This window comes from Burkholderia sp. 28_3, assembly GCF_003253915.1.
GTDB classification, from domain to species: domain Bacteria; phylum Pseudomonadota; class Gammaproteobacteria; order Burkholderiales; family Burkholderiaceae; genus Burkholderia; species Burkholderia cenocepacia.
The window spans coordinates 74,341-93,414 of the sequence record NZ_QKZF01000003.1 but is presented as its reverse complement, the minus strand read 5'-3'; the positions used below and the strand labels follow the sequence as shown (position 1 = coordinate 93,414).

Sequence of the window (19,074 nt, the reverse complement as noted above, 5' to 3'; positions counted from 1 at the left end):
AACGCGTTGCCGGCGGCGCGAGCGGCCGTCTCGCGCGACGAACCGGCCGCGTGTCGGAATTTAGAACCGCGGATCCGACCCTAGTCGGCCAGTTCGGCGCGGGTCGGAATCGACGGCTGCGCGCCCGCGCGCGTGACCGACAGCGCCGCCGCGCGTTGCGCGAAGCGGATGGCCGCGTCGACGTCCGCGCCGGCCGCGAGCCGCGCGGAAAAGCCGCCGATGAAGGTGTCGCCGGCCGCCGTCGTGTCGACGGCCTGCACGACCGGCGCCGGATAATGCCGCGCGGCGCCGTCGGCCGTCAGCGCGAGCACGCCGCGCGCGCCGAGCGTGACCAACACGTTGCGCGCGCCGCCGGCTTGCAGCGCCCGCGCGGCGGCCTCGGCCTCCGCCGGATCGCGCACCGGCAGCCCGGTCAGCGCGGCCGCCTCGACCTCGTTCGGGATCAGGTAGTCGACGAGCGGCAGCCAGCCCTCCGGCAGCGGTGCGACGGCCGGAGCCGGATTGAGCACCACCGTGCGGCCAAGCCGGCGCCCGGCCGACAGTGCCGCGAACACCGCGTCCGGCGGCGTCTCGAGCTGGCAGATCAGCACGTCGGCCGCCGCCAGCGCGGCTTCGTGCCGCGCGATCGTGTCGGTCGTGACCTCGCCGTTGCCGCCCGCGACGATCACGATCGCGTTCTGGCTCGCATCGTCGACGACGATCAGCGCGACGCCGGTCGACGCCGACGCGCTGGTCGCGAGCCCCGTGCAGTCGATTCCCTCGGCCTCCAGGCCCGCGCGCAGTGCCGCGCCGTGCGCATCCGCGCCGACGCAGCCGATCATCGTGACCTGCGCGCCCAGCCGGGCCGCGGCGACGGCCTGGTTGCCGCCCTTGCCGCCCGCCGCCTGCGCGAACGCATGCCCGGCGAGCGTTTCGCCCGGCAGCGGCAGCCGCGGCGCCCGCACGACGAGATCCATGTTGAGGCTGCCGACCACCGTCACGCGGCCGGCGCCCGGTGCGTTCGCCGTCATGCGCGACCGCCCGGTGCGGCCGGCTCGCGGTAGACCGCCGTCGATTCGCGCAGCACGAGGCGCGGCGACACGACGCGACGGCGGCTCGGCACGGCGGTCGAACCGCCGCCGATCCGTTCGATCAGCGTCTGCGCGGCCATTTCGCCGAGCGCGCGCACCGACTGGCCGACCGTCGACAGCGCCGGATACGTGTAGCGGGAAAATTCGATGTCGTCGAACCCGATGATCGAACAGTCGTCGGGCACGCGCATCCCGCGCTCGGCCGCCGCGCGCAGCGCGCCGACGCCCATCAGGTCGTTGCCCGCGAAGATCGCGCTCGGCCGCACCGATTCGAACAGCCGCGATGCCGCGTGATAGCCGCCCAGGCACGAGAAATCGCTTTCGGCGATCGCGCCCGGCACGATGTCGACCCCGCGCTCGGCCATCGCGCGGATGAAGCCGTGCACGCGCATCGCGCTGACGGCGGTGTCGGTCGGCCCGGTGATGCAGCCGATCTTCGCGTGCCCGAGTTCGAGCAGGTGGCGCGTGGCCAGGTACGCGCCGCGTTCGTGGTCGATCTGCACGAGATCGGCCGCGAGCCCCTCGATGTTGCGGTCGACGACGACGAGCGGCGCGTGCGTGTCGGCGAGCGTCTGCGCGAGCACCGCGTCCTCGCCCGCCGACGCGACGATCAGCCCGTCGATGCGCTTTTCCTGCAGCACGCGCAGGTAGTTGCGCTGCTTCACGGGATCATCGTCCGAATTGCAGAAGAACACGCAATAGCCGTTGGCCGCGCACTGATCCTCGATACCGCGCGCAAGCTCGGCGAAGTACGGATTCGTGCTGTTCGGCACGACGAGGCCGATCGTCGCCGTCGCCCGCGCCTTCAGCGAGCGCGCCACGGCCGACGGCACGTAATTCAGCTCGCGGATCGCGCCCTCGACCTTCGCACGCACATCCGCGGACACCGGCCGCGAATTGTTCACCACGTGCGAGACGGTCGTAAACGACACGCCCGCCATGGCCGCCACATCCTTGATCGTCGCCATTTCCCGTTTCTCTCTGGTCTGTTCTGTCTGTCTTCTACCGCACGCGTGCGCGCCGGCTGCGATACGTATCGAGCACGACCGCCACCACGATCACCGCGCCCGTGATGATCCGTTTGGTCGGCTCGTTCGCACCGATCTGCGCCAGCCCAGCGGCCAGCACGGAGATGATCAACACGCCGAAGAACGTGCTGATCACCGAGCCGCGCCCGCCCATCAGGCTCGTGCCGCCGATCACGACGGCGGCGATCACCTGCAGCTCGAGGCCCGCGCCCGCGTTCGGATCGGCCGCCTCGAGCCGCGAAATCTGGAACAGCGACGCGAGCCCCGCGAGCGCGCCCATCAGTGCGAATACGAGAATTTTATACGGCCGCGGGTTAACCCCCGCAAGTCGCACCGCTTCCTCGTTCGTGCCAATCCCGACCAGATAGCGTCCGAACACGGTGCGCGTGAGCACGAACTGGGCCGCGATCATCACCGCGACCGCGATCAGGAATGCCGGCGAAATGCCCAGCGCGATCGGGTTCGACAGGAAATCGAACGCATCGCCGATATACGCGGTGCGCGAATTCGTCAGCTGGTACGCGAGGCCGCGCGCGGCCTCCAGCACGCCGAGCGACACGATGAACGACGGAATCCGCCAGCCGACCGTGATCGCGCCGGTCAGCGCGCCCGTCGCGGTCGCGACCGCGATCCCGATCAGCGCGGCGGGCAGCGGCCCCCACTGCCATTTCAGCGCGGCGACGCTGACCATCGACGCGGCCAGCGCGAGCACCGAGCCGACCGACAGGTCGATCCCGGCGATGATCAGCACGAAGGTCATTCCGACCGACATCACGACGAGATCGGGAATCTGGTTCGCGATCGTGCTGAACGTGTCGTAGGTCAGGAAATGCGAGCTCAGCACCGAGAACAGCGCGATCATCGCGGCCAGCGCGCCGGCCAGCCCGAGATAGTTCGACAGGCCGAGCCGCGTGCCGGACAGCGTGCGCGCGCGGCGCCCCGTCACGTCCTGCTGCGCGCCTGCGTCGGTCGGGGATACGGGAGGCTGGGTCATTGCTGTGGTCCTGTCGTCGAAGTGCCCGGATCGGCGCCGTGCGCCTGCCCCGCGTCCGGATGCTGCATGGCCGCCGCCGGCGTCTCGCGGCCGAAGCCGGCGAACGCCGCGGCCAGCAGCGCATCCTGGGTCCAGTTGCCGCGCTCGAACACGGCGGTCATGCGGCCGGCCGACATCACGCCGATCCGGTCGCAGATCAGCATCAGCTCGCGCAGGTCGCTCGATACGACCACGAGCGCGCGGCCTTCGCGCGCGAGCGCGCCCATCAAAGTGTAGATCTCGAATTTGGCGCCGACGTCGATCCCGCGGGTCGGCTCGTCGAACAGCAGCACGCCCATGTCGCGCGCGAGCCAGCGGCCGATCACGACCTTCTGCTGGTTGCCGCCCGACAGCTCGCCGACCGGCTGCGCCGCCCCGTGCGTGCGGATTCGCAGCGCGTCGATCTGCTGCTCGGCCAGCGCCGTTTCGCGCCCCGAATCGACGATGCCGCCACGCGCGAGCCGGTCGAGCTGGCCGAGCGACACGTTCGCGGTGATCGACTGCGACAGCAGCAGACCTTCGCCCTTGCGATCCTCGGTGATCAGCGCGATGCCGTGCTTCACCGCGTCGACGGGCGACGCGATCCGCGCCGGCTTCAGCGGCTGGCCGACGGCGATCGTGCCGGCATCCGGCGTATCGGCGCCGTAGATCAGTCGCAGCAGCTCGGTGCGCCCCGCGCCGATCAGCCCCGAGATGCCGAAGATCTCGCCCGCGCGCACCTCGAGCGACACGTCGCGCACGGCCGTCCCGCGCGTGAGGCCCGATACGGCGAGCCGCGGCGCGCCGAAACGACGTTCGCCGAGATCGATGTGTTCGCCGATCTCGCGCCCGACCATCAGCGTGACGAGCCCGTCGGACGTCGTCGCCGCCATGTCGCCCGCATGCACGAGCCGGCCGTCGCGCAACACCGCGACGCGCTCGGCGACGCGCGCGAGCTCTTCGAGCCGGTGCGAGATGTAGACGATCGCGACGCCGCGCGCCTTCAGCCGGTCGATCTGCTCGAACAGCAGCTCGACTTCGCGCGCGGTCAGCATCGCGGTCGGCTCGTCGAGGATCAGCACGCGACAGTCGCCGATCAGGTTGCGTGCGATCTCGACCATCTGCTGGTGGCCGATGCCGAGCGCGCCGACCGGCGTATCGGGATCGACCGCGTCGAGCCCGACCTGCGCCATCGCGGCGCGGGCGTCGTCGCGCAGCCGCGCGCGGTCGATGATCCCGAAGCGCCGCGGCAGGCGGTTCAGGAACAGGTTTTCGGCGACGGTCAGCGTCGGCAGCAGGTTCAGCTCCTGCATCACCATGCGCACGCCGAGCGCCTCGGCCTGCGTGCGGCTCGCCGGCGCATAGGCCTCGCCGCCGAGTTGCATCGTGCCGGTGGTCGGGTCGACGAGCCCGCCGATGATCTTCGACAGCGTGCTCTTGCCGGCGCCGTTCTCGCCCGTCAGCGCGAGCGCCTGGCCCGCGTCGAGCGTCAGCGTGACGTCGGCGAGCACGGGTTCGGCATAGGTTTTGCCGATGCCGGATACGGACAGCACGGGATGGGCTGAACGGGAGGGTTGGAAGGTCGGTTCCATCGCGATCCTGGTTGCGGCCGCGCGCACGGGGCGCGCGGGTATGACGCTCACAAGTGCATGTGCATGCAGTGGCCGTGATCGCGCTCACACCGGATAACGGCCGCCGCGCCGGATTCTTGAGGGCAGCGGCCGCACCGGGGCGGCGTTACTTCGTCACGAGATCCACCGGCGTCTCGACCACGCCGGACATGTCGGCCTGCTTGCGATGCTCGGCAATCGCCTTGAGCGCCGTGTCGATGCCGAACACGGCCTGCTTCGCCGCGTACTGGTCGGCGGTCGCGAGCACGCGGCCGTCCTTCAGCATCGGCTTGATCGCGTTGATGTTGTCGTAGCCGACCACGAGCACCTTGCCCTGCTTGCCGGCCGCGCGCACGGCCGACACGGCGCCGATCGCCATGTTGTCGTTACCGCACAGCAGCGCCTTCAGGTTCGGGTATTCGTTGAGCATCGCGGCGGCCACCGCATTGCCCTTGTCGATCTCCCATTCGCCCGACTGCACCGACACGACCTTCATCCCGCCCGCCTTCATCGCGTCCTGGAAGCCGGCCGTGCGCTGCTGCGCGTTGGTCGTCGTCGACACGCCTTCGACGATGCCGACCTGGTCGCCCGCCTTCAGCCGCTTCGCGAGGTAGTCGCCGATCTTGCGCGCGCCCTTGCGGTTGTCCGGGCCGACGAACGGCACGTTCAGGTTCTTCGACTTCAGCACGTCGGGGTCGAGCCGGTTGTCGATGTTCACGACGATGATGCCCGCGTCGACGGCCTTCTTCACGACCGGCACGAGCGCCTTCGAATCGGCGGGTGCGATCACGATCGCGTCGACCTTCGAGACGATCATCTGCTCGACGATGCGGATCTGGTTCGCGGTGTCGGTTTCGTCCTTGATGCCGTTGGTGATCAGGTCGAACTGGTTCGCGTTGTGTTTCTGGTATTCCTTCGCGCCCGTTTCCATGGTCAGGAAGAACTCGTTGGCGAGCGACTTCATCACGAGCGCGACCTTCGGCTTGCCCGCCGATTGCGCGTGGACGGCCGGTGCGGCGGCCACCGCGACGGCGGCGAGCGCGGCGGTCAGGAAGCGACGGCGAAAGCGGACATTCATACACATCTCCTGGCGACTGGCCCGAAGGGCCGGATTGTTGTTTGACTGTTGTTTTAATGTGAGCAAACGTTTGCGCCACACTACCCGGGCAATGGCCATCGATGCTGCTGTCGGTACCACGGAATGGAAGCGAGGCAGACGGCCGACTGCCTGGCGCGTGCTGTCGTTGACGCGCCACCGCCGGCGGGAGGCCGGCGGAGTGAAGGCTATGCTGTACCGATTCGCTTCGGCGCGCAACCTGTCTGATCAATATTTAAGGGTTTATTCGGAGCGCGCGAGCGCGCTTCACGACGCGCAAATACGACACTCGCGATGCCGACGGCGGCTCGCCGGAGCGCTTCGCAGGCGGCTGGCCAGCGAGGAAGCGGATCGTTCCGGACAACGCGCTCGCGTCGACGGTCGGCACGAAGCTCGGCCGCATTCGCCGTCGCGACATGTCGTCGACCGTGACGGAACCGCGCGGCGATTCGCACGCGCGGCCTTGTGAATGAGGACGACTGCCGACCGTGCGTTCCGCGCCAAGGCCTGGCGTTGCAGGTCGTTCTTGTTTTTCTGTTGGTCGGAAACATGGGGCGATCGTCGCCTGGCGCGGGATCGCTCGGCGGGTGCTTCAGCCGTGATGGCGGCCATCGCCTGTCGCGCCCGGCGCCGTATGCGGCACCGCACGCGGGGTGCAAGTCGCGCCATCCGCGGCAACGGCCCGGACGGCGCGCGACGTGCACCGGTCAAACGGCTTCGCGCAACAGCCCGGCGATTTCCGCTTCGTTCAGGTGCGGGGCGAACATTTCGATCAGCCGGTACGCGTACGCACGCAGGAACGCGCCCTTGCGCAGCCCGACCCGCGTCGTGCTCGCCTCGAACAGGTGCTGCGTATCGAGCGCGACGAGCCCCGTGTCGCGCTGCGGATCGTAGGCCATCGCCGCGACCACGCCGATCCCCATCCCGAGTTCGACGTAGGTCTTGATCACGTCCGCATCGATCGCGGTCAGCACCACGTCGGGCACGGCGCCCGCCTGCGTGAACGCCTGGTCGATGTGCGAGCGGCCCGTGAAGTCCTGGTCGTACGTGATGATCGGGTATTCGGCGATCTCCTCGAGCGTCAGGTTCTCGCGGCCGACGAGCGGGTGGCCCTTCGGCACGACGACCGTGTGGTGCCACGAATAGCACGGGAACGTGACGATGTCCGGATAGCGGTCGAGCGCCTCGGTCGAGATGCCGAGATCGGCCTCGCCGTTCAGGATCATCTGCGCGATCTGCTGCGGGCTGCCCTGGCGCAGCGCGAGATGCACCTTCGGGAACACGTCGGTGAACTGCCGGATCACCTTCGGCAGTGCGTAACGCGCCTGCGTGTGCGTCGTCGCGACGACGAGGTGGCCGCTGTCCTGATCGGCAAACTGGCGCGCGACGCGGCGCAGGTTCTCGGCGTCGAGCAGCATCCGCTCGATCAGCTGGTGCACGGCCTTGCCGGGCTCCGTCAGCCCCGTCAGCCGCTTGCCGCGCCGGATGAAGATGTCGACGCCCAGCTCGTCCTCGAGATCCTTGATCTGCTTCGACACGCCCGACTGCGACGTGTACAGCACGTTCGCGACTTCCGTCAGGTTCATGTTCTGGCGCACCGCTTCGCGCACGAACCGCAATTGCTGAAAATTCATGGGTATGCCTCTTAGGCTGTCGTTGTTTGATTGTCGAATCGGAGCGATGCCCGCCCTCTGCCCTGCATTGTCTCGTCAACGCGCGGGAAATACCCGCACGGCGCGCGGCACGGCCGTCGCACCGTCGCCGACCTGCAGCGACAGCGCCCGCCATGCGTCGCGGTCGAGTTCCGCCTCGAGCGCGCCGCCCGCGCGCGCCTCGAGCTCCACGCGCACCGAACCGCCGAGCGGAATCACGCGCCGCACGTCCACCGCGATGCCGTCGCGGTGCCCTTCGCCCGCCGGCCACAGCTGCAGATCGTGCGGCCGCACGTACGCGTGCGCGGGGCCCGCGAAATCGGCGTCGACCTCGATCGGCGCGGCCGCGCCTTCCGCGACGAAGCCGCGCCCGGCAACCGTGCCCGGCAGCCGGTTCGCCGCGCCGAGGAACTCGTACACGAACGCGCTTTGCGGATGATCGTAGACGTCCTGCGGGCTGCCGACCTGCTCGACGTGGCCGCGATTCAGCACGACGATGCGATCGGCCACTTCGAGCGCCTCTTCCTGGTCGTGCGTGACGAAGATCGTCGAGATGTGCAGGTCGTCGTGCAGGCGACGCAGCCAGCCGCGCAGCTCCTTGCGGACCTTCGCGTCGAGCGCGCCGAACGGTTCGTCGAGCAGCAGCACCTTCGGCTCGACCGCGAGCGCGCGGGCGAGCGCGATACGCTGGCGCTGCCCGCCCGACAGCTCGGACGGATAGCGCTGCGCGAGCCAGTCGAGCTGCACGAGCTTGAGCAGCTCGTGCACCTTCTCGCGAATCGCGGCTTCCGACGGCCGCTCGCGGCGCGGCTTCACGCGCAGCCCGAACGCGACGTTCTCGAACACCGTCATGTGGCGGAACAGCGCGTAATGCTGGAACACGAAGCCGACCTGGCGGTCGCGCGCGCCGACCGACGCGACGTCGAGCCCCTGCAGCACGACCTGGCCGGCGTCCGCGTGCTCGAGGCCCGCGATCACGCGCAGCAGCGTGGTCTTGCCGCAGCCGGACGGGCCGAGCAGCGCGACCAGTTCGCCGGGCGGAAAGTCGAGCGACACGTTGTCGAGCGCCGTGAAATCGCCGAAGCGCTTCTGAAGGTTACGGACGGTGATACCCATTCTGGTTGCCTCTTTACGATTTCGACGAAACGGCGGCGACAGGGCCGGCATGTGCGGGAACGGCGTCGTGCGTGTCGGCCAGTTCGGCGGCGAGGTGACGCTCAGCGAGCAGCTTCAGCGCGAGCGTGACGAGCGCGAGCAGCGCCAGCACCGACGCCACCGCGAACGCCGCCGCGAAGTTGTATTCGTTGTACAGGATTTCGACGTGCAGCGGCATCGTGTCCGTCACGCCGCGGATGTGGCCCGACACGACCGACACCGCGCCGAACTCGCCCATCGCGCGCGCATTGCACAGGATCACGCCGTACAGCAGGCCCCACTTCACGTTCGGCAGCGTCACGCGGCGAAAGATCTGCCAGCCCGACGCGCCGAGCACGCGCGCGGCCTCTTCCTCGTCGGTGCCTTGCGCCTGCATCAGCGGAATCAGCTCGCGCGCGACGAACGGGAACGTGACGAAGATCGTCGCGAGCACGATGCCCGGCACCGCGAAGATGATCTGCACGTCGTGCCCCTGCAGCCACGGCCCGAGCCAGCCCTGCGCGCCGAACAGCAGCACGTACACGAGGCCCGAGATCACCGGCGACACCGAGAACGGCAGGTCGATCAGCGTCGTCAGCAGCGCCTTGCCGCGGAATTCGAACTTCGCGATCGCCCACGATGCGCACACGCCGAACACGAGGTTCAGCGGCACCGCGATCACGGCGACGGTCAGCGTCAGTTTGATCGCCGACCATGCATCGGGATCGGCCAGCGATTCGAAATAGAAGCCGACGCCCTTGCGCAGCGCCTCGACGAACACCGCGGCGAGCGGCACGACGAGGAAGAACGCGAGGAACGCCAGCGCGATGCCCGTGAGCAGCCAGCGCACGACGCGCGACTCGCTGACGGGATCGAGCCGCTTCGCGGCACGCGCGGCGGGCGACGGGGTTTTCAGCACGACGGTGGCCTCCTGGCTCATTGCTGGCCTCCTGCTGCGACGGCATTGACGGTGGCGGGCGCCGGGCCGCTCGCGCCCTTGCTCGTCCGGCGCTGCAGATACCACTGCAGCGTGTTGATCAGCAGCAGCATCAGGAACGACACGACCAGCATCACGACCGCCAGCGCGGTCGCGCCCGCGTAGTCGTACTGCTCGAGCTTCGTGATGATCAGCAGCGACGTGATCTCGGATTTCATCGGCACGTTGCCGGCGATGAAGATCACCGAGCCGTATTCGCCCAGCGCACGCGCGAACGCGAGCGCGAAACCGGTGAGCAGCGCCGGCAGCACGGCCGGCAGCACGACGCGGCGGAACGTCAGCCAGCGCGACGCACCGAGGCACGCGGCGGCCTCTTCCTGCTCGCGCTCGAAATCCTCGAGCACCGGCTGCACGGTGCGCACGACGAACGGCAGCCCGATGAAGGTCAGCGCGACCAGCACGCCGGCCGGCGTGAACGCGATCTTGATGCCGAGCGGCGCCAGATACTGGCCGACCCAGCCGTTGGTCGCGTAGACGGCCGCGAGCGAGATGCCGGCCACCGAGGTCGGCAGCGCGAACGGCAGGTCGACGATCGCGTCGACGAGGCGCTTGAACGGGAACGTGTAGCGCACCAGCACCCACGCGACGAGGAAGCCGAACACGGCGTTGATCAGCGCGCCGCCGAGCGCGGCCGAGAACGTCAGCCGGTACGACGCGAGCACGCGCGGCGACGTGACGGCGGTGACGAACTGGTCCCACGACAGCGTCGCGGTCTTCAGGAACGTGGCGGCGAGCGGAATCAGCACCACGAGGCTCAAATAGGCCACCGTGATGCCGAGTGTCACGCCGAAACCGGGCAGCGCGCTCGGCTTGCGAAAGGTGTACGTCGTCATCGGATGCTCTTGCTGGGTCGATGCTGCTCACGGGTCCGACGCAAACGCCGGCGCAGTGAATCGCGCCGGCGGGCCGTCGGGGATGCGGCGCGCTGTCGTGGCGCGCCGCTTGTCGTTATGGCGTTACTGCGGCTTGTAGATCGAGTCGAACACGCCGCCGTCCGCGAAATGCGTCTTCTGCGCATTCGTCCAGCCGCCGAACGTGTCGTCGACCGTGTACAGCTTCAGCTTCGGAAACTGCTTGGTCAGCTCCGCCGACACGTTCTTCGAACGCGGCCGGTAGTAGTTGCGCGCGGCGATTTCCTGGCCCTGCGGGCTGTACAGGAAATTCAGGTAGGCCTCGGCCAGCTTGCGCGTGCCTTTCTTGTCGACCACCTTGTCGACCACCGCGACGGGCGGCTCGGCCAGGATGCTCACCGACGGCACGACGATCTCGAACTTGTCGGTGCCGAATTCCTTGACCGACAGGAACGCCTCGTTTTCCCATGCGATCAGCACGTCGCCGATCCCGCGCTGCACGAAGCTCGTCGTCGCGCCCCGCGCGCCCGAATCGAGCACGCCTGCGTTCTTGTAGAGCTTCGTGACGAATTCCTTCGCCGTCTGCTCGTTGCCGCCCGGCTTGTGCAGCGCGTATGCCCACGCGGCCAGGTAGTTCCAGCGCGCGCCGCCCGACGTCTTCGGGTTCGGCGTGACGATCGAGATGCCCGGCTTGGTCAGGTCGTCCCAGTCCTTGATCCCCTTCGGATTACCCTTGCGCACCAGGAACACGATCGTCGACGTGTACGGCGACGCGTTGTCGGGCAGGCGCTTCTGCCAATCTTTGGCCACGAGCCCCTTGTTCGCTAGCGCGTCGATGTCGTAGGCGAGCGCCAGCGTGACGACGTCGGCCTGCAGGCCATCGAGCACCGAGCGCGCCTGCGCGCCCGACCCGCCGTGCGACTGCTTGAAATTGACCGTTTCGCCCGTCTTCGCCTTCCACTCCTTGCCGAACGCCTGGTTGAAATCCTGATACAGCTCGCGCGTCGGGTCGTACGACACGTTCAGGAAAGTCGTATCGGCCTGGGCATGCGTCACGACGCCCAGCGCCGCCGCCGCGCCCAGCGCGAGTGTTGCGATCAGGCGGCCCACTCCGCCCACCAGCCCCGTGTTGCGCTTCGCCATCCTTGGTTCTCCAGTGTTGTCGGTATTGCGATGTCGGGCCAGTCTATCGAACGGGTTACATGATTAAAAATAATCGTTCCTCATTTTTTAATACTCAAAAGTGCTAACGCAGACGGGATGGACGGTTGCGGCGGATAAACCGGCGTCCGGGCGTCGCGAAATCACGCCGGAACCGGCGCGATCGCGTCGAACCTCAAGTAACACTTGAAATTCACCAAGTACTGTATAAAAATACAGCTCACTGTCTATCCATACAGTTGAGCCATGACCAAACTCACCGCCCGTCAGCAGCAAGTGTTCGACTTGATCCGTCGCGCGATCGAGCGCTCCGGATTCCCGCCCACCCGCGCCGAGATCGCGGCCGAACTGGGCTTCAGCTCGCCGAACGCGGCCGAGGAGCACCTGCGCGCGCTGGCGCGCAAGGGCGTGATCGAGCTGGCCGCCGGTGCGTCGCGCGGCATCCGGCTGCTCGGCGTCGACGACGCCCCGCACCAGTTCACGCTGCCGCACGCCGCGCTGATGCAACTGTCGCTGCCGCTCGTCGGCCGCGTCGCGGCCGGTAGCCCGATCCTCGCGCAGGAGCACATCTCGCAGCACTACGCGTGCGATCCCGCGCTGTTCACCAGCAAGCCCGACTACCTGCTGAAGGTGCGCGGCCTGTCGATGCGCGACGCCGGCATTCTCGACGGCGACCTCCTCGCCGTGCAGAAGCGCACGGAAGCGAAGGACGGCCAGATCATCGTCGCGCGTCTGGGCGACGACGTCACGGTCAAGCGCCTGATGCGCCGGCCCGGCGGCCTCGAGCTGATCGCGGAGAACCCGGATTACGAAAACATCTTCGTCAAGGCCGGCAGCGCGGATTTCGCGCTGGAAGGCATCGCCGTCGGGCTGATTCGCTCGGGCGAACTCTGACATTCCGTCTCGCTCAGGAGAACATCATGGAACGCCTTGCCCGCCTGCTGCCTTTCCGTCAATTCGGTCGCCTGCGTCATCTGCGCGGCCGCACGCCCTGCGCACCGCTGTCCGCGGCGGCGCCTGTGCATGAAGAAGTCGCAGTCGAACGGCAGGCGTCCCTGCTGCCGTCAGCGCTGCCCGCGTTCGCGCGGGTATCGCTGAACGCCGGTCTGAATCACGCGGAACCCGCACGCCGCGCGCCGGTGCGCGTCTATCACGGCCGGTCGCGCTTGATCATGGTCGGCACGATCGATGCCGTCTGCCGAATGATCGATCGCTGCATCGCAGAGGAACGATCGGCCACGCCGGGCGGTCTCTGATTGCGGAACCTTCCCGCACCGGAGGCAACGTGACCGAATCGCCGCGCCGTACAGGGCGACTCAAGCCCCTGCTGATCGTCGCGCTGATCGTCGCCGTCATTGCGGCGCTCGGCTATGCGTACGCGTCGCCGTATGTCGCGCTCGGTCGCCTGAAATCGGCGATCGATGCGCGCGATGCGCAGGCGATCAGCGAGTATGTCGACTTTCCATCGCTGCGCATCAGCCTGAAGCAGCAGGTCACGGAAGAGTTGATGCGCCGGATCGACGCAGTGAAGAAGAACAACCCGTTCGCGGTGATCGGCGCGCTGATCGGGTCCGCGTTGATCGGTCCGCTGGTCGATGCGTACGCGACGCCGGAAGGCGTCGCCGCGCTGATGAGCGGATTGCCGCCGCGCGGCAATCCGGGCGAACGTCCGCCTGAGTGGTCGAATCAGCCGCCGGCAGGCAATGCCCCCGGCACCACGCCTGCCGCACCGCCCGCCAATCCGGCGCCGGCAAGTGCGGGGGTATCGGGCAGCAACGCGGTCGCTTCGGCGGCATCGTCGCCGGCGCCCGCACCTGCCGCACCGGCCAGCCCGAGCGAAGCCACGCAAGCGCCGCACCAGCAGCAAACCAGCGCGGGCTACCGAAATATCGATGAGTTCGTCGTGACGTATCAGCGCAGTGCCGACGGCACACGCTATGCGGCGATCTTTCACCGCTTCGGGCTGTTCTCGTGGAAATTGTCCGGGATCGACCTGTATGCGTAGCAGGCCGCTCTGGACGCCTGCCGTGCTGATGCAGCGCGGTGCGTGACCGGCACGTATCGCCGGTCACGCAGTCGTCCAGTCTTTAGATCATTTGCCGTTCGCTGTGGCCGCCTCACGCTCGCGCGCGATTTCGGCCTTCTGCTCTTCCGCCGACGAACACGCCACCAGGATGCTGCAGTTCACGCGATCGAGCAGTTGCGTATTGCCCGACCCCATCCACCATCTCGACAATCCGCTGCGGCACCGGTGGCCGACGACGACGAGGTCGACTTTCAGCTCCGACGCGAGATTCGCGATTTCGTCGATCGGATACCCGAACGCGAAATGGCCTTCGGCCTGTACGCCGCGCTCACGCAGCCAGTTCACGCCTTCCTGCAGGATTTCGCGCGCGGTTTCCTCGAAGCGGCCGCATGCGACATCGGTCAGCAAACCTGCACTTTGCGCAATGCTCGAACGCATGTCGACAACCGACAGCAAATGCGTCTCGGCTTTCAGGTCCATTGCGAGATTGGCCCCGCAGCGCAGTGCCTTGCGCCCTTCGAGCGTGCCGTCGTAACACAGCAAAATCTTGTTGTAGCTAGCCATGAGACCTCCCTATCGCGACAACGAGCCTACGCATTCATCATGGTGCGCCGCAATTCAGGACGCAAGGGATGGAAAACGCTGATTCGCCCCGCGCGGCGCGTGCGCGATGATGCGGTGCACGATCGGTGCGCGTTTGCATCGCACCGGGCAGGCATGCCCTGAAGCGATGCAGCCGATGCACTAGAATGGCCCGTTCATACTCCAGCGGGCCACCGTACGCTGGCGTCGTGCGCTTCGGTCATGCCCATGTGACACGCATCCGTCCGATCCGTTCGCAAACCGGCCACGCTCGGGCAACGGAACGCGCCCGCTTACAACGACAACCTGCCCATGTCCGTCGCACCGATCGATTTCCGCAACGTCGAAAAGCGCTATGGCGACAAGCTGGTCGTCAACGGTCTGTCCTTCAACGTGAAGGCCGGCGAATGCTATGGCCTGCTCGGGCCGAACGGCGCCGGCAAGACGACCACGCTGAAGATGCTGCTCGGCCTCGCGCACCCCGATGCCGGCACCATTTCGCTATGCGGCGAACCGGTTCCATCGCGGGCGCGACATGCACGCCAGCGGGTCGGCGTCGTCCCGCAGTTCGACAATCTCGACCCCGACTTCACCGTACGCGAGAACCTGCTCATCTTCAGTCGCTATTTCGGGATGTCGGCGCACGCCGCACGCACGCTCGTGCCGCCGCTGCTCGAATTCGCGAAGCTGGAAAACAAGGCCGACGCGAAGGTCGGCGAGCTGTCGGGCGGCATGAAGCGCCGCCTCACGCTCGCCCGTGCGCTCGTCAACGATCCCGACGTGCTGGTGCTCGACGAGCCGACGACAGGCCTCGATCCGCAGGCGCGGCACCTGATGTGGGAGCGGCTGCGTTCGCTGCTTGCGCGCGGCAAGACGATCCTGATCACCACGCACTTCATGGAAGAAGCCGAGCGGCTGTGCGATCGGCTGTGCGTGATCGAGGAAGGCCGCAAGATCGCCGAAGGCGCGCCGCATGCGCTGATCGAATCGGAGATCGGCTGCGACGTGATCGAGATCTACGGGCCCGATCCGGCCGCGCTGCGCGACGAGTTGTCGGCGTTCGCGAAGCACACGGAGATCAGCGGCGAGACGCTGCTCTGCTATGTGAGCGACCCCGAACCGCTCAGCGCGCGCCTGAAGGGCCGCGCGGGGTTGCGCTATCTGCATCGGCCGGCCAATCTGGAAGATGTGTTCCTGCGGCTCACGGGCCGCGAAATGCAGGACTGATCGACCATGGACGTCCGCAACTATTCCGCCACCACGCCATCGGCCCCGCCGCGCGAGTCGCGCTTCGCGATCGCGATGCCCGCGAACGCGAGCAACTGGATCGCCGTCTGGCGGCGCAACTATCTCGTGTGGCGCAAGCTCGCGCTCGCGTCGATGTTCGGCAATCTCGCCGATCCGATGATCTACCTGTTCGGGCTGGGTTTCGGACTCGGCCTGATGCTCGGCCATGTCGACGGCGTGTCGTATATCGCGTTCCTCGCGGCCGGCACGGTCGGGTCGAGCGTGATGATGTCCGCGAGCTTCGAGTCGATGTATTCGGGTTTCTCGCGGATGCACGTGCAGCGCACGTGGGAAGCGATCATGCACACGCCGCTCGCGCTCGGCGACATCGTGCTCGGCGAGATCGTGTGGGCGGCCAGCAAGGCGATGCTGTCAGGGGGCGCGATCATGCTGGTCGCGGGCGGGCTCGGCTACGCGCAGTTTCCGTCGATGCTCGCGGTGCTGCCCGTGATCGCGCTGGCCGGCCTCGCGTTCGCCAGCATCGCGATGATCGTCACGGCGCTCGCGCCGTCCTACGATTTCTTCATGTTCTATCAGACGCTCGCGCTGACGCCGATGCTGCTGCTGTCCGGCGTGTTTTTCCCGATCACGCAGTTGCCGCCGATCGCGCAGCACGCGGCGCGGGCGCTACCGCTCGCGAATGCGGTCGAGCTGATCCGGCCCGCGATGCTCGGCCGACCGGCGACCGACATCGCGCTGCACGTCGCGGTGCTCGCCGGCTACGCGGTCGGCGGATTCCTGCTGTCCGCGTGGCTGTTCCGGCGGCGGATGATGCGCTGACGGCCGGCGCACCGGGCGCCGGCTTCATGCGACGACGTTACTCGTCGTCGTCGCTCCACGGAATTTCGACGTCGGTCAGGAACGCGACGGTCGCGAGCGGGCCGCCTTCCTGGCGGCCGAGCTTGCCGTCCGCGCGATGCCATTCGACGCGGAACTGCGTACCCGGATCGTCGGCCACCAGATACACCGTGCGCAGTTCTTCCTTGTCGGCTTCGTCCACCGGGCCGTCGAACGACACCAGCATCTTCTGCGGCCACAGGCCGTTGACCGGATCGTAGATGCGATCGCCTTGCGGAATGTCGATGCTGGCCTCGACACCGATCGTTGCGGAGGCCTCGATGATCATCGTGCCGAGCGCTTGCAGCACGGCAGTCGCCCGCGCGGAATTGGCCTGGCGGATCGCGAGATCGCCGCGCGTCAGCGCCTTTTCGAGTCGAGGATGAATCTTCGGTTGGGTCATGCGTTTTCCTGTTTGCTTCTTGTAAAGGGCGCCGCACGCGTGAAGCCGCGGCGCCGGATGAATACGACGACGGCGCGCGAGTGGCGCGCCGTTTGCGTGCGTCAGAACCCGAACGCGATCGCGAGCAAGCCGCTCGCGATCCCGAACACGACGACGAGCGTCGCGACGATCGCCAGCATGGTCGGCTTGAACGAACGCGCGAGCATCGCGAGCGACGGCACGCTGATCGGCGGCAGCGTCATCAGCAACGCGGCGGCCGGACCGACGCCCATGCCGAGCGACAGCATCGCCTGGATGATCGGCACCTCGCCGGCCGTCGGGATCACGAACAGCATGCCCGCGACCGCGAATGCGACGATCCAGCCGAGATGATTGCCGATGTCCGGGCCGATATGCGGAAACAGCCACGCGCGCGCGGCGCCGAGCAGCAGCACGAGCACGATGTATTCGGGCACGAGCCGCACGGCCATGCGCGCGAGCAGTTTCATCCAGCGGACGAACGGATTGCCGGCCGCGGCCTGTTCGGCCGCCAGCGCGGCGAGCTGGGCATCGTCGATATTGCGGTCTTCAGGACGCGCGATGCGGTTCAGCAGGTAGCCGATCCCGAACACCATCGCGATGCCGAGCACGAGGCGCAGCGCGCTCCAGTGCCAGCCGAGCACGAAGCCCATGAACACCAGCGCGGCCGGGTTCAGCACTGTGTTGCCGAGCCAGAATGCGACCGCGCCGCCCGGCGATGCATGACGCGCCCGCAGCCCCGCGACGACCGGCGCCGCGCAGCACGTGCACATCATCCCCGGCAGCGACAGCAGCCCGCCCGCGGCGACACTGCCGAACCCGGTGCGGCCGAGCACGCGCGCCACCCAATGCGCGGGCAGCAGCGCCTGCACGGCCGAGCCGAGCAGCAGGCCGAGCACCATCGCCTGCCAGATCGCCTTGCCGTATGCCCACGCGTAGTCGAGCGCCGCCTTCAGCGACGGCTCGGGGGCGGCCGCCGACGTACCCATCAGGATCGACTGGCCGATCGAATGATGCTCGGCGGCAACGAACGCCTTGTTGTAGTACGGGAACCATTTCACATAGAAGAGCCCCGCGACCGCGATCAGCAGGAAGGTCATCCAGCCGAGGGCGGGACTGGGTTGGGTGCGTGTGGTCGTCATCGTGTGGTGATCGTCGATTGGTCTTTGTCGGTTTCGGATGTCGCGCCGCCAGCAAGCGCGGCCGATGCCGGCAACCCGGCTCGCGCGAGTTCGGCCAGCAGCATGCGCGCCTGATCGCGCACGTCGGCCGCGTTGGGCCGGAACGTGAACGTCAGCGCCCGGTTCGGCTTGTCGTACGTCGCACGGTAAGTGCGCGCGTAGGCGGGATCGTAGTGCTTGTCGATCAGCTCGGTGAACAAATCGGCCCGCGCGCCGGCATCGATCAGCCCCTTCCAGCGCGTCACCTCTTCGCGGCTGTGCAGGCCGATCAGCCGATGAAGCTGCGCCTTGAACGCGTCCGGTTCGTCGAACAGGTGCGCGTAATCGTCCAGCAGGAACGCGATCCGCTCGTCGTGGGCCGCTTCGACCTGCACCCACGGCCCCGCGTGAAACGCTTCGATCAGCGCGATCGGCAACTGCACGAGCCCGATCCGGCGGCTTTCCGACTCGACGAACACCGGCCATTGAGGGTCGAAACGCCCGAGCGTCTCGACGAGCCCCGAATCGAACCCCTTCTGCGCCGGCTGCGGCTTGCCCGGTAGCGCGCCGAGCAGCGAACCGCGATGGCACGCGAGCGCTTCCAGGTCGAGCGTCTGCGCGCCGACGTCGCGCAGCGCGTTCAGCAGGCGCGTCTTGCCGCACCCCGTGTGGCCGACCAGCGCGATGTAGCGAAAGCGCGTCGGCAGCGACGCGAGGGTCGCGCACACCGACTGGCGGTACGCCTTGTAGCCGCCGTCGAGCTGGCGCGCCTTCCAGCCGATCAGGTTGAACCAGGTCGTCATCGAACCCGAGCGCTTGCCGCCGCGCCAGCAGTAGATCAGCGGCCGCCAGTTGCGCGGCCGGTCGGCGAAGGTCGTGTCGAGATGGCGCGCGATGTTGCGCGCGACGATCGCCGCGCCGACGCGCGTCGCCTCGTACGGCGACACCTGGCGGTACATCGTGCCGACGAGCACGCGCTCTTCGTTGCTGAGCACGGGCGCGTTCAGCGCGCCGGGAATATGGTCCTCGGCGAACTCGAGCGGCGTGCGCACGTCGATGATCTCGTCGAACTCGCCGGCGCGATCGAGGGTGACAATCAGGTTCTTCAATTTGGCGTCGAACAGGGGCGATGCGGCTCGTGGAGCCGCAT

The 19,074-nt window shown here is 67.8% G+C and carries 19 protein-coding genes; 5 read left to right on the top strand and 14 right to left on the bottom strand.

The window, feature by feature from the left end:
• Positions 1 to 80 precede the first annotated feature (80 nt).
• The 10 genes from rbsK to DFS13_RS08485 form a co-directional block, all read right to left on the bottom strand.
• Positions 81 to 1,010, bottom strand: coding sequence for a ribokinase (gene rbsK, locus DFS13_RS08535; RefSeq protein WP_034201811.1), 930 nt, complete (start codon positions 1,008 to 1,010; stop codon positions 81 to 83).
• Positions 1,007 to 2,038 (bottom strand): LacI family DNA-binding transcriptional regulator, encoded by a 1,032-nt coding sequence (locus tag DFS13_RS08530; RefSeq protein ID WP_006484167.1) that lies wholly within the window; start codon positions 2,036 to 2,038, stop codon positions 1,007 to 1,009. Before DFS13_RS08530 ends, rbsK begins: the two co-directional genes overlap by 4 nt.
• 34 nt (positions 2,039 to 2,072) lie before the next feature.
• On the bottom strand, positions 2,073 to 3,092 hold the full coding sequence (locus DFS13_RS08525; RefSeq protein WP_111441624.1) for an ABC transporter permease: 1,020 nt from the start codon (positions 3,090 to 3,092) through the stop codon (positions 2,073 to 2,075).
• Positions 3,089 to 4,702: a sugar ABC transporter ATP-binding protein gene (locus DFS13_RS08520; RefSeq protein WP_111441623.1), complete on the bottom strand. Its 1,614-nt coding sequence runs from the start codon at positions 4,700 to 4,702 to the stop codon at positions 3,089 to 3,091. The genes DFS13_RS08525 and DFS13_RS08520 overlap by 4 nt, the downstream gene beginning before the upstream one ends.
• A 145-nt stretch (positions 4,703 to 4,847) precedes the next feature.
• On the bottom strand, positions 4,848 to 5,798 hold the full coding sequence (locus DFS13_RS08515) for a sugar ABC transporter substrate-binding protein (protein WP_006484190.1): 951 nt from the start codon (positions 5,796 to 5,798) through the stop codon (positions 4,848 to 4,850).
• 725 nt (positions 5,799 to 6,523) lie between these two features.
• Positions 6,524 to 7,450 carry a CysB family HTH-type transcriptional regulator gene (locus tag DFS13_RS08505; RefSeq protein WP_006484201.1) on the bottom strand — a complete coding sequence of 309 codons (927 nt, stop codon included), beginning with the start codon at positions 7,448 to 7,450 and terminating at the stop codon, positions 6,524 to 6,526.
• A gap of 75 nt (positions 7,451 to 7,525) precedes the next feature.
• A complete protein-coding gene (locus DFS13_RS08500) occupies positions 7,526 to 8,584 on the bottom strand; it encodes a sulfate/molybdate ABC transporter ATP-binding protein (protein ID WP_006484184.1) in 1,059 nt (352 codons plus the stop codon).
• 13 nt (positions 8,585 to 8,597) lie between these two features.
• Positions 8,598 to 9,542: a sulfate ABC transporter permease subunit CysW gene (gene cysW / locus DFS13_RS08495; protein WP_006484215.1), complete on the bottom strand. Its 945-nt coding sequence runs from the start codon at positions 9,540 to 9,542 to the stop codon at positions 8,598 to 8,600.
• Positions 9,539 to 10,432 carry a sulfate ABC transporter permease subunit CysT gene (cysT, locus tag DFS13_RS08490; RefSeq protein WP_034201813.1) on the bottom strand — a complete coding sequence of 298 codons (894 nt, stop codon included), beginning with the start codon at positions 10,430 to 10,432 and terminating at the stop codon, positions 9,539 to 9,541. The genes cysW and cysT overlap by 4 nt, the downstream gene beginning before the upstream one ends.
• 123 nt (positions 10,433 to 10,555) lie before the next feature.
• On the bottom strand, positions 10,556 to 11,593 hold the full coding sequence (locus DFS13_RS08485) for a sulfate ABC transporter substrate-binding protein (RefSeq protein WP_048986575.1): 1,038 nt from the start codon (positions 11,591 to 11,593) through the stop codon (positions 10,556 to 10,558).
• Between the two features lie 264 nt (positions 11,594 to 11,857).
• Between DFS13_RS08485 and lexA the strand changes: the two genes are divergently transcribed.
• Genes lexA through DFS13_RS08465 form a run of 3 tightly spaced genes read left to right on the top strand, consistent with a single transcriptional unit; the run spans position 11,858 to position 13,616 of the window.
• Positions 11,858 to 12,505, top strand: a complete 648-nt coding sequence (lexA, locus tag DFS13_RS08475) for a transcriptional repressor LexA (protein ID WP_006484226.1) — start codon at positions 11,858 to 11,860, stop codon at positions 12,503 to 12,505.
• Positions 12,506 to 12,531: 26 nt separating this feature from the next.
• Positions 12,532 to 12,867 (top strand): hypothetical protein, encoded by a 336-nt coding sequence (locus tag DFS13_RS08470; protein ID WP_006484149.1) that lies wholly within the window; start codon positions 12,532 to 12,534, stop codon positions 12,865 to 12,867.
• A gap of 29 nt (positions 12,868 to 12,896) precedes the next feature.
• On the top strand, positions 12,897 to 13,616 hold the full coding sequence (locus tag DFS13_RS08465) for a DUF2939 domain-containing protein (protein WP_111441622.1): 720 nt from the start codon (positions 12,897 to 12,899) through the stop codon (positions 13,614 to 13,616).
• A gap of 87 nt (positions 13,617 to 13,703) precedes the next feature.
• Here DFS13_RS08465 and DFS13_RS08460 read toward each other — a convergent pair whose 3' ends face one another.
• Positions 13,704 to 14,201, bottom strand: coding sequence for a universal stress protein (locus tag DFS13_RS08460; RefSeq protein ID WP_006484144.1), 498 nt, complete (start codon positions 14,199 to 14,201; stop codon positions 13,704 to 13,706).
• A gap of 330 nt (positions 14,202 to 14,531) precedes the next feature.
• Here DFS13_RS08460 and nodI point away from each other — a divergent pair, with 330 nt between their 5' ends.
• Together nodI and DFS13_RS08450 are read left to right on the top strand one after the other, a co-directional pair.
• Entirely contained in the window at positions 14,532 to 15,446 is a 915-nt protein-coding gene (nodI, locus tag DFS13_RS08455; protein ID WP_111441621.1) for a nodulation factor ABC transporter ATP-binding protein NodI, read from the top strand.
• 6 nt (positions 15,447 to 15,452) lie between these two features.
• The gene (locus DFS13_RS08450; RefSeq protein WP_006484127.1) at positions 15,453 to 16,286 is read left to right on the top strand and encodes an ABC transporter permease; all 834 of its coding nucleotides are present in this window, start codon (positions 15,453 to 15,455) and stop codon (positions 16,284 to 16,286) included.
• 37 nt (positions 16,287 to 16,323) lie between these two features.
• On the opposite strand, the gene DFS13_RS08445 is transcribed toward DFS13_RS08450, so the two are convergent.
• The 3 genes from DFS13_RS08445 to mnmH form a co-directional block, all read right to left on the bottom strand.
• Positions 16,324 to 16,746: a hypothetical protein gene (locus DFS13_RS08445; RefSeq protein ID WP_006484198.1), complete on the bottom strand. Its 423-nt coding sequence runs from the start codon at positions 16,744 to 16,746 to the stop codon at positions 16,324 to 16,326.
• Between the two features lie 101 nt (positions 16,747 to 16,847).
• The gene (locus DFS13_RS08440) at positions 16,848 to 17,906 is read right to left on the bottom strand and encodes a permease (RefSeq protein ID WP_006484180.1); all 1,059 of its coding nucleotides are present in this window, start codon (positions 17,904 to 17,906) and stop codon (positions 16,848 to 16,850) included.
• Positions 17,903 to 19,033, bottom strand: a complete 1,131-nt coding sequence (gene mnmH, locus DFS13_RS08435; protein ID WP_060211536.1) for a tRNA 2-selenouridine(34) synthase MnmH — start codon at positions 19,031 to 19,033, stop codon at positions 17,903 to 17,905. Before mnmH ends, DFS13_RS08440 begins: the two co-directional genes overlap by 4 nt.
• Positions 19,034 to 19,074 lie beyond the last annotated feature (41 nt).

Coding starts and splice junctions, on each gene's coding strand:
- rbsK (WP_034201811.1), bottom strand. CDS start 1,010: ATGACGGCGAACGCACCGGGCGCCGGCCGCGTGACGGTGGTCGGCAGC.
- DFS13_RS08530 (WP_006484167.1), bottom strand. CDS start 2,038: ATGGCGACGATCAAGGATGTGGCGGCCATGGCGGGCGTGTCGTTTACG.
- DFS13_RS08525 (WP_111441624.1), bottom strand. CDS start 3,092: ATGACCCAGCCTCCCGTATCCCCGACCGACGCAGGCGCGCAGCAGGAC.
- DFS13_RS08520 (WP_111441623.1), bottom strand. CDS start 4,702: ATGGAACCGACCTTCCAACCCTCCCGTTCAGCCCATCCCGTGCTGTCC.
- DFS13_RS08515 (WP_006484190.1), bottom strand. CDS start 5,798: ATGAATGTCCGCTTTCGCCGTCGCTTCCTGACCGCCGCGCTCGCCGCC.
- DFS13_RS08505 (WP_006484201.1), bottom strand. CDS start 7,450: ATGAATTTTCAGCAATTGCGGTTCGTGCGCGAAGCGGTGCGCCAGAAC.
- DFS13_RS08500 (WP_006484184.1), bottom strand. CDS start 8,584: ATGGGTATCACCGTCCGTAACCTTCAGAAGCGCTTCGGCGATTTCACG.
- cysW (WP_006484215.1), bottom strand. CDS start 9,542: ATGAGCCAGGAGGCCACCGTCGTGCTGAAAACCCCGTCGCCCGCCGCG.
- cysT (WP_034201813.1), bottom strand. CDS start 10,432: ATGACGACGTACACCTTTCGCAAGCCGAGCGCGCTGCCCGGTTTCGGC.
- DFS13_RS08485 (WP_048986575.1), bottom strand. CDS start 11,593: ATGGCGAAGCGCAACACGGGGCTGGTGGGCGGAGTGGGCCGCCTGATC.
- lexA (WP_006484226.1), top strand. CDS start 11,858: ATGACCAAACTCACCGCCCGTCAGCAGCAAGTGTTCGACTTGATCCGT.
- DFS13_RS08470 (WP_006484149.1), top strand. CDS start 12,532: ATGGAACGCCTTGCCCGCCTGCTGCCTTTCCGTCAATTCGGTCGCCTG.
- DFS13_RS08460 (WP_006484144.1), bottom strand. CDS start 14,201: ATGGCTAGCTACAACAAGATTTTGCTGTGTTACGACGGCACGCTCGAA.
- nodI (WP_111441621.1), top strand. CDS start 14,532: ATGTCCGTCGCACCGATCGATTTCCGCAACGTCGAAAAGCGCTATGGC.
- DFS13_RS08450 (WP_006484127.1), top strand. CDS start 15,453: ATGGACGTCCGCAACTATTCCGCCACCACGCCATCGGCCCCGCCGCGC.
- DFS13_RS08445 (WP_006484198.1), bottom strand. CDS start 16,746: ATGACCCAACCGAAGATTCATCCTCGACTCGAAAAGGCGCTGACGCGC.
- DFS13_RS08440 (WP_006484180.1), bottom strand. CDS start 17,906: ATGACGACCACACGCACCCAACCCAGTCCCGCCCTCGGCTGGATGACC.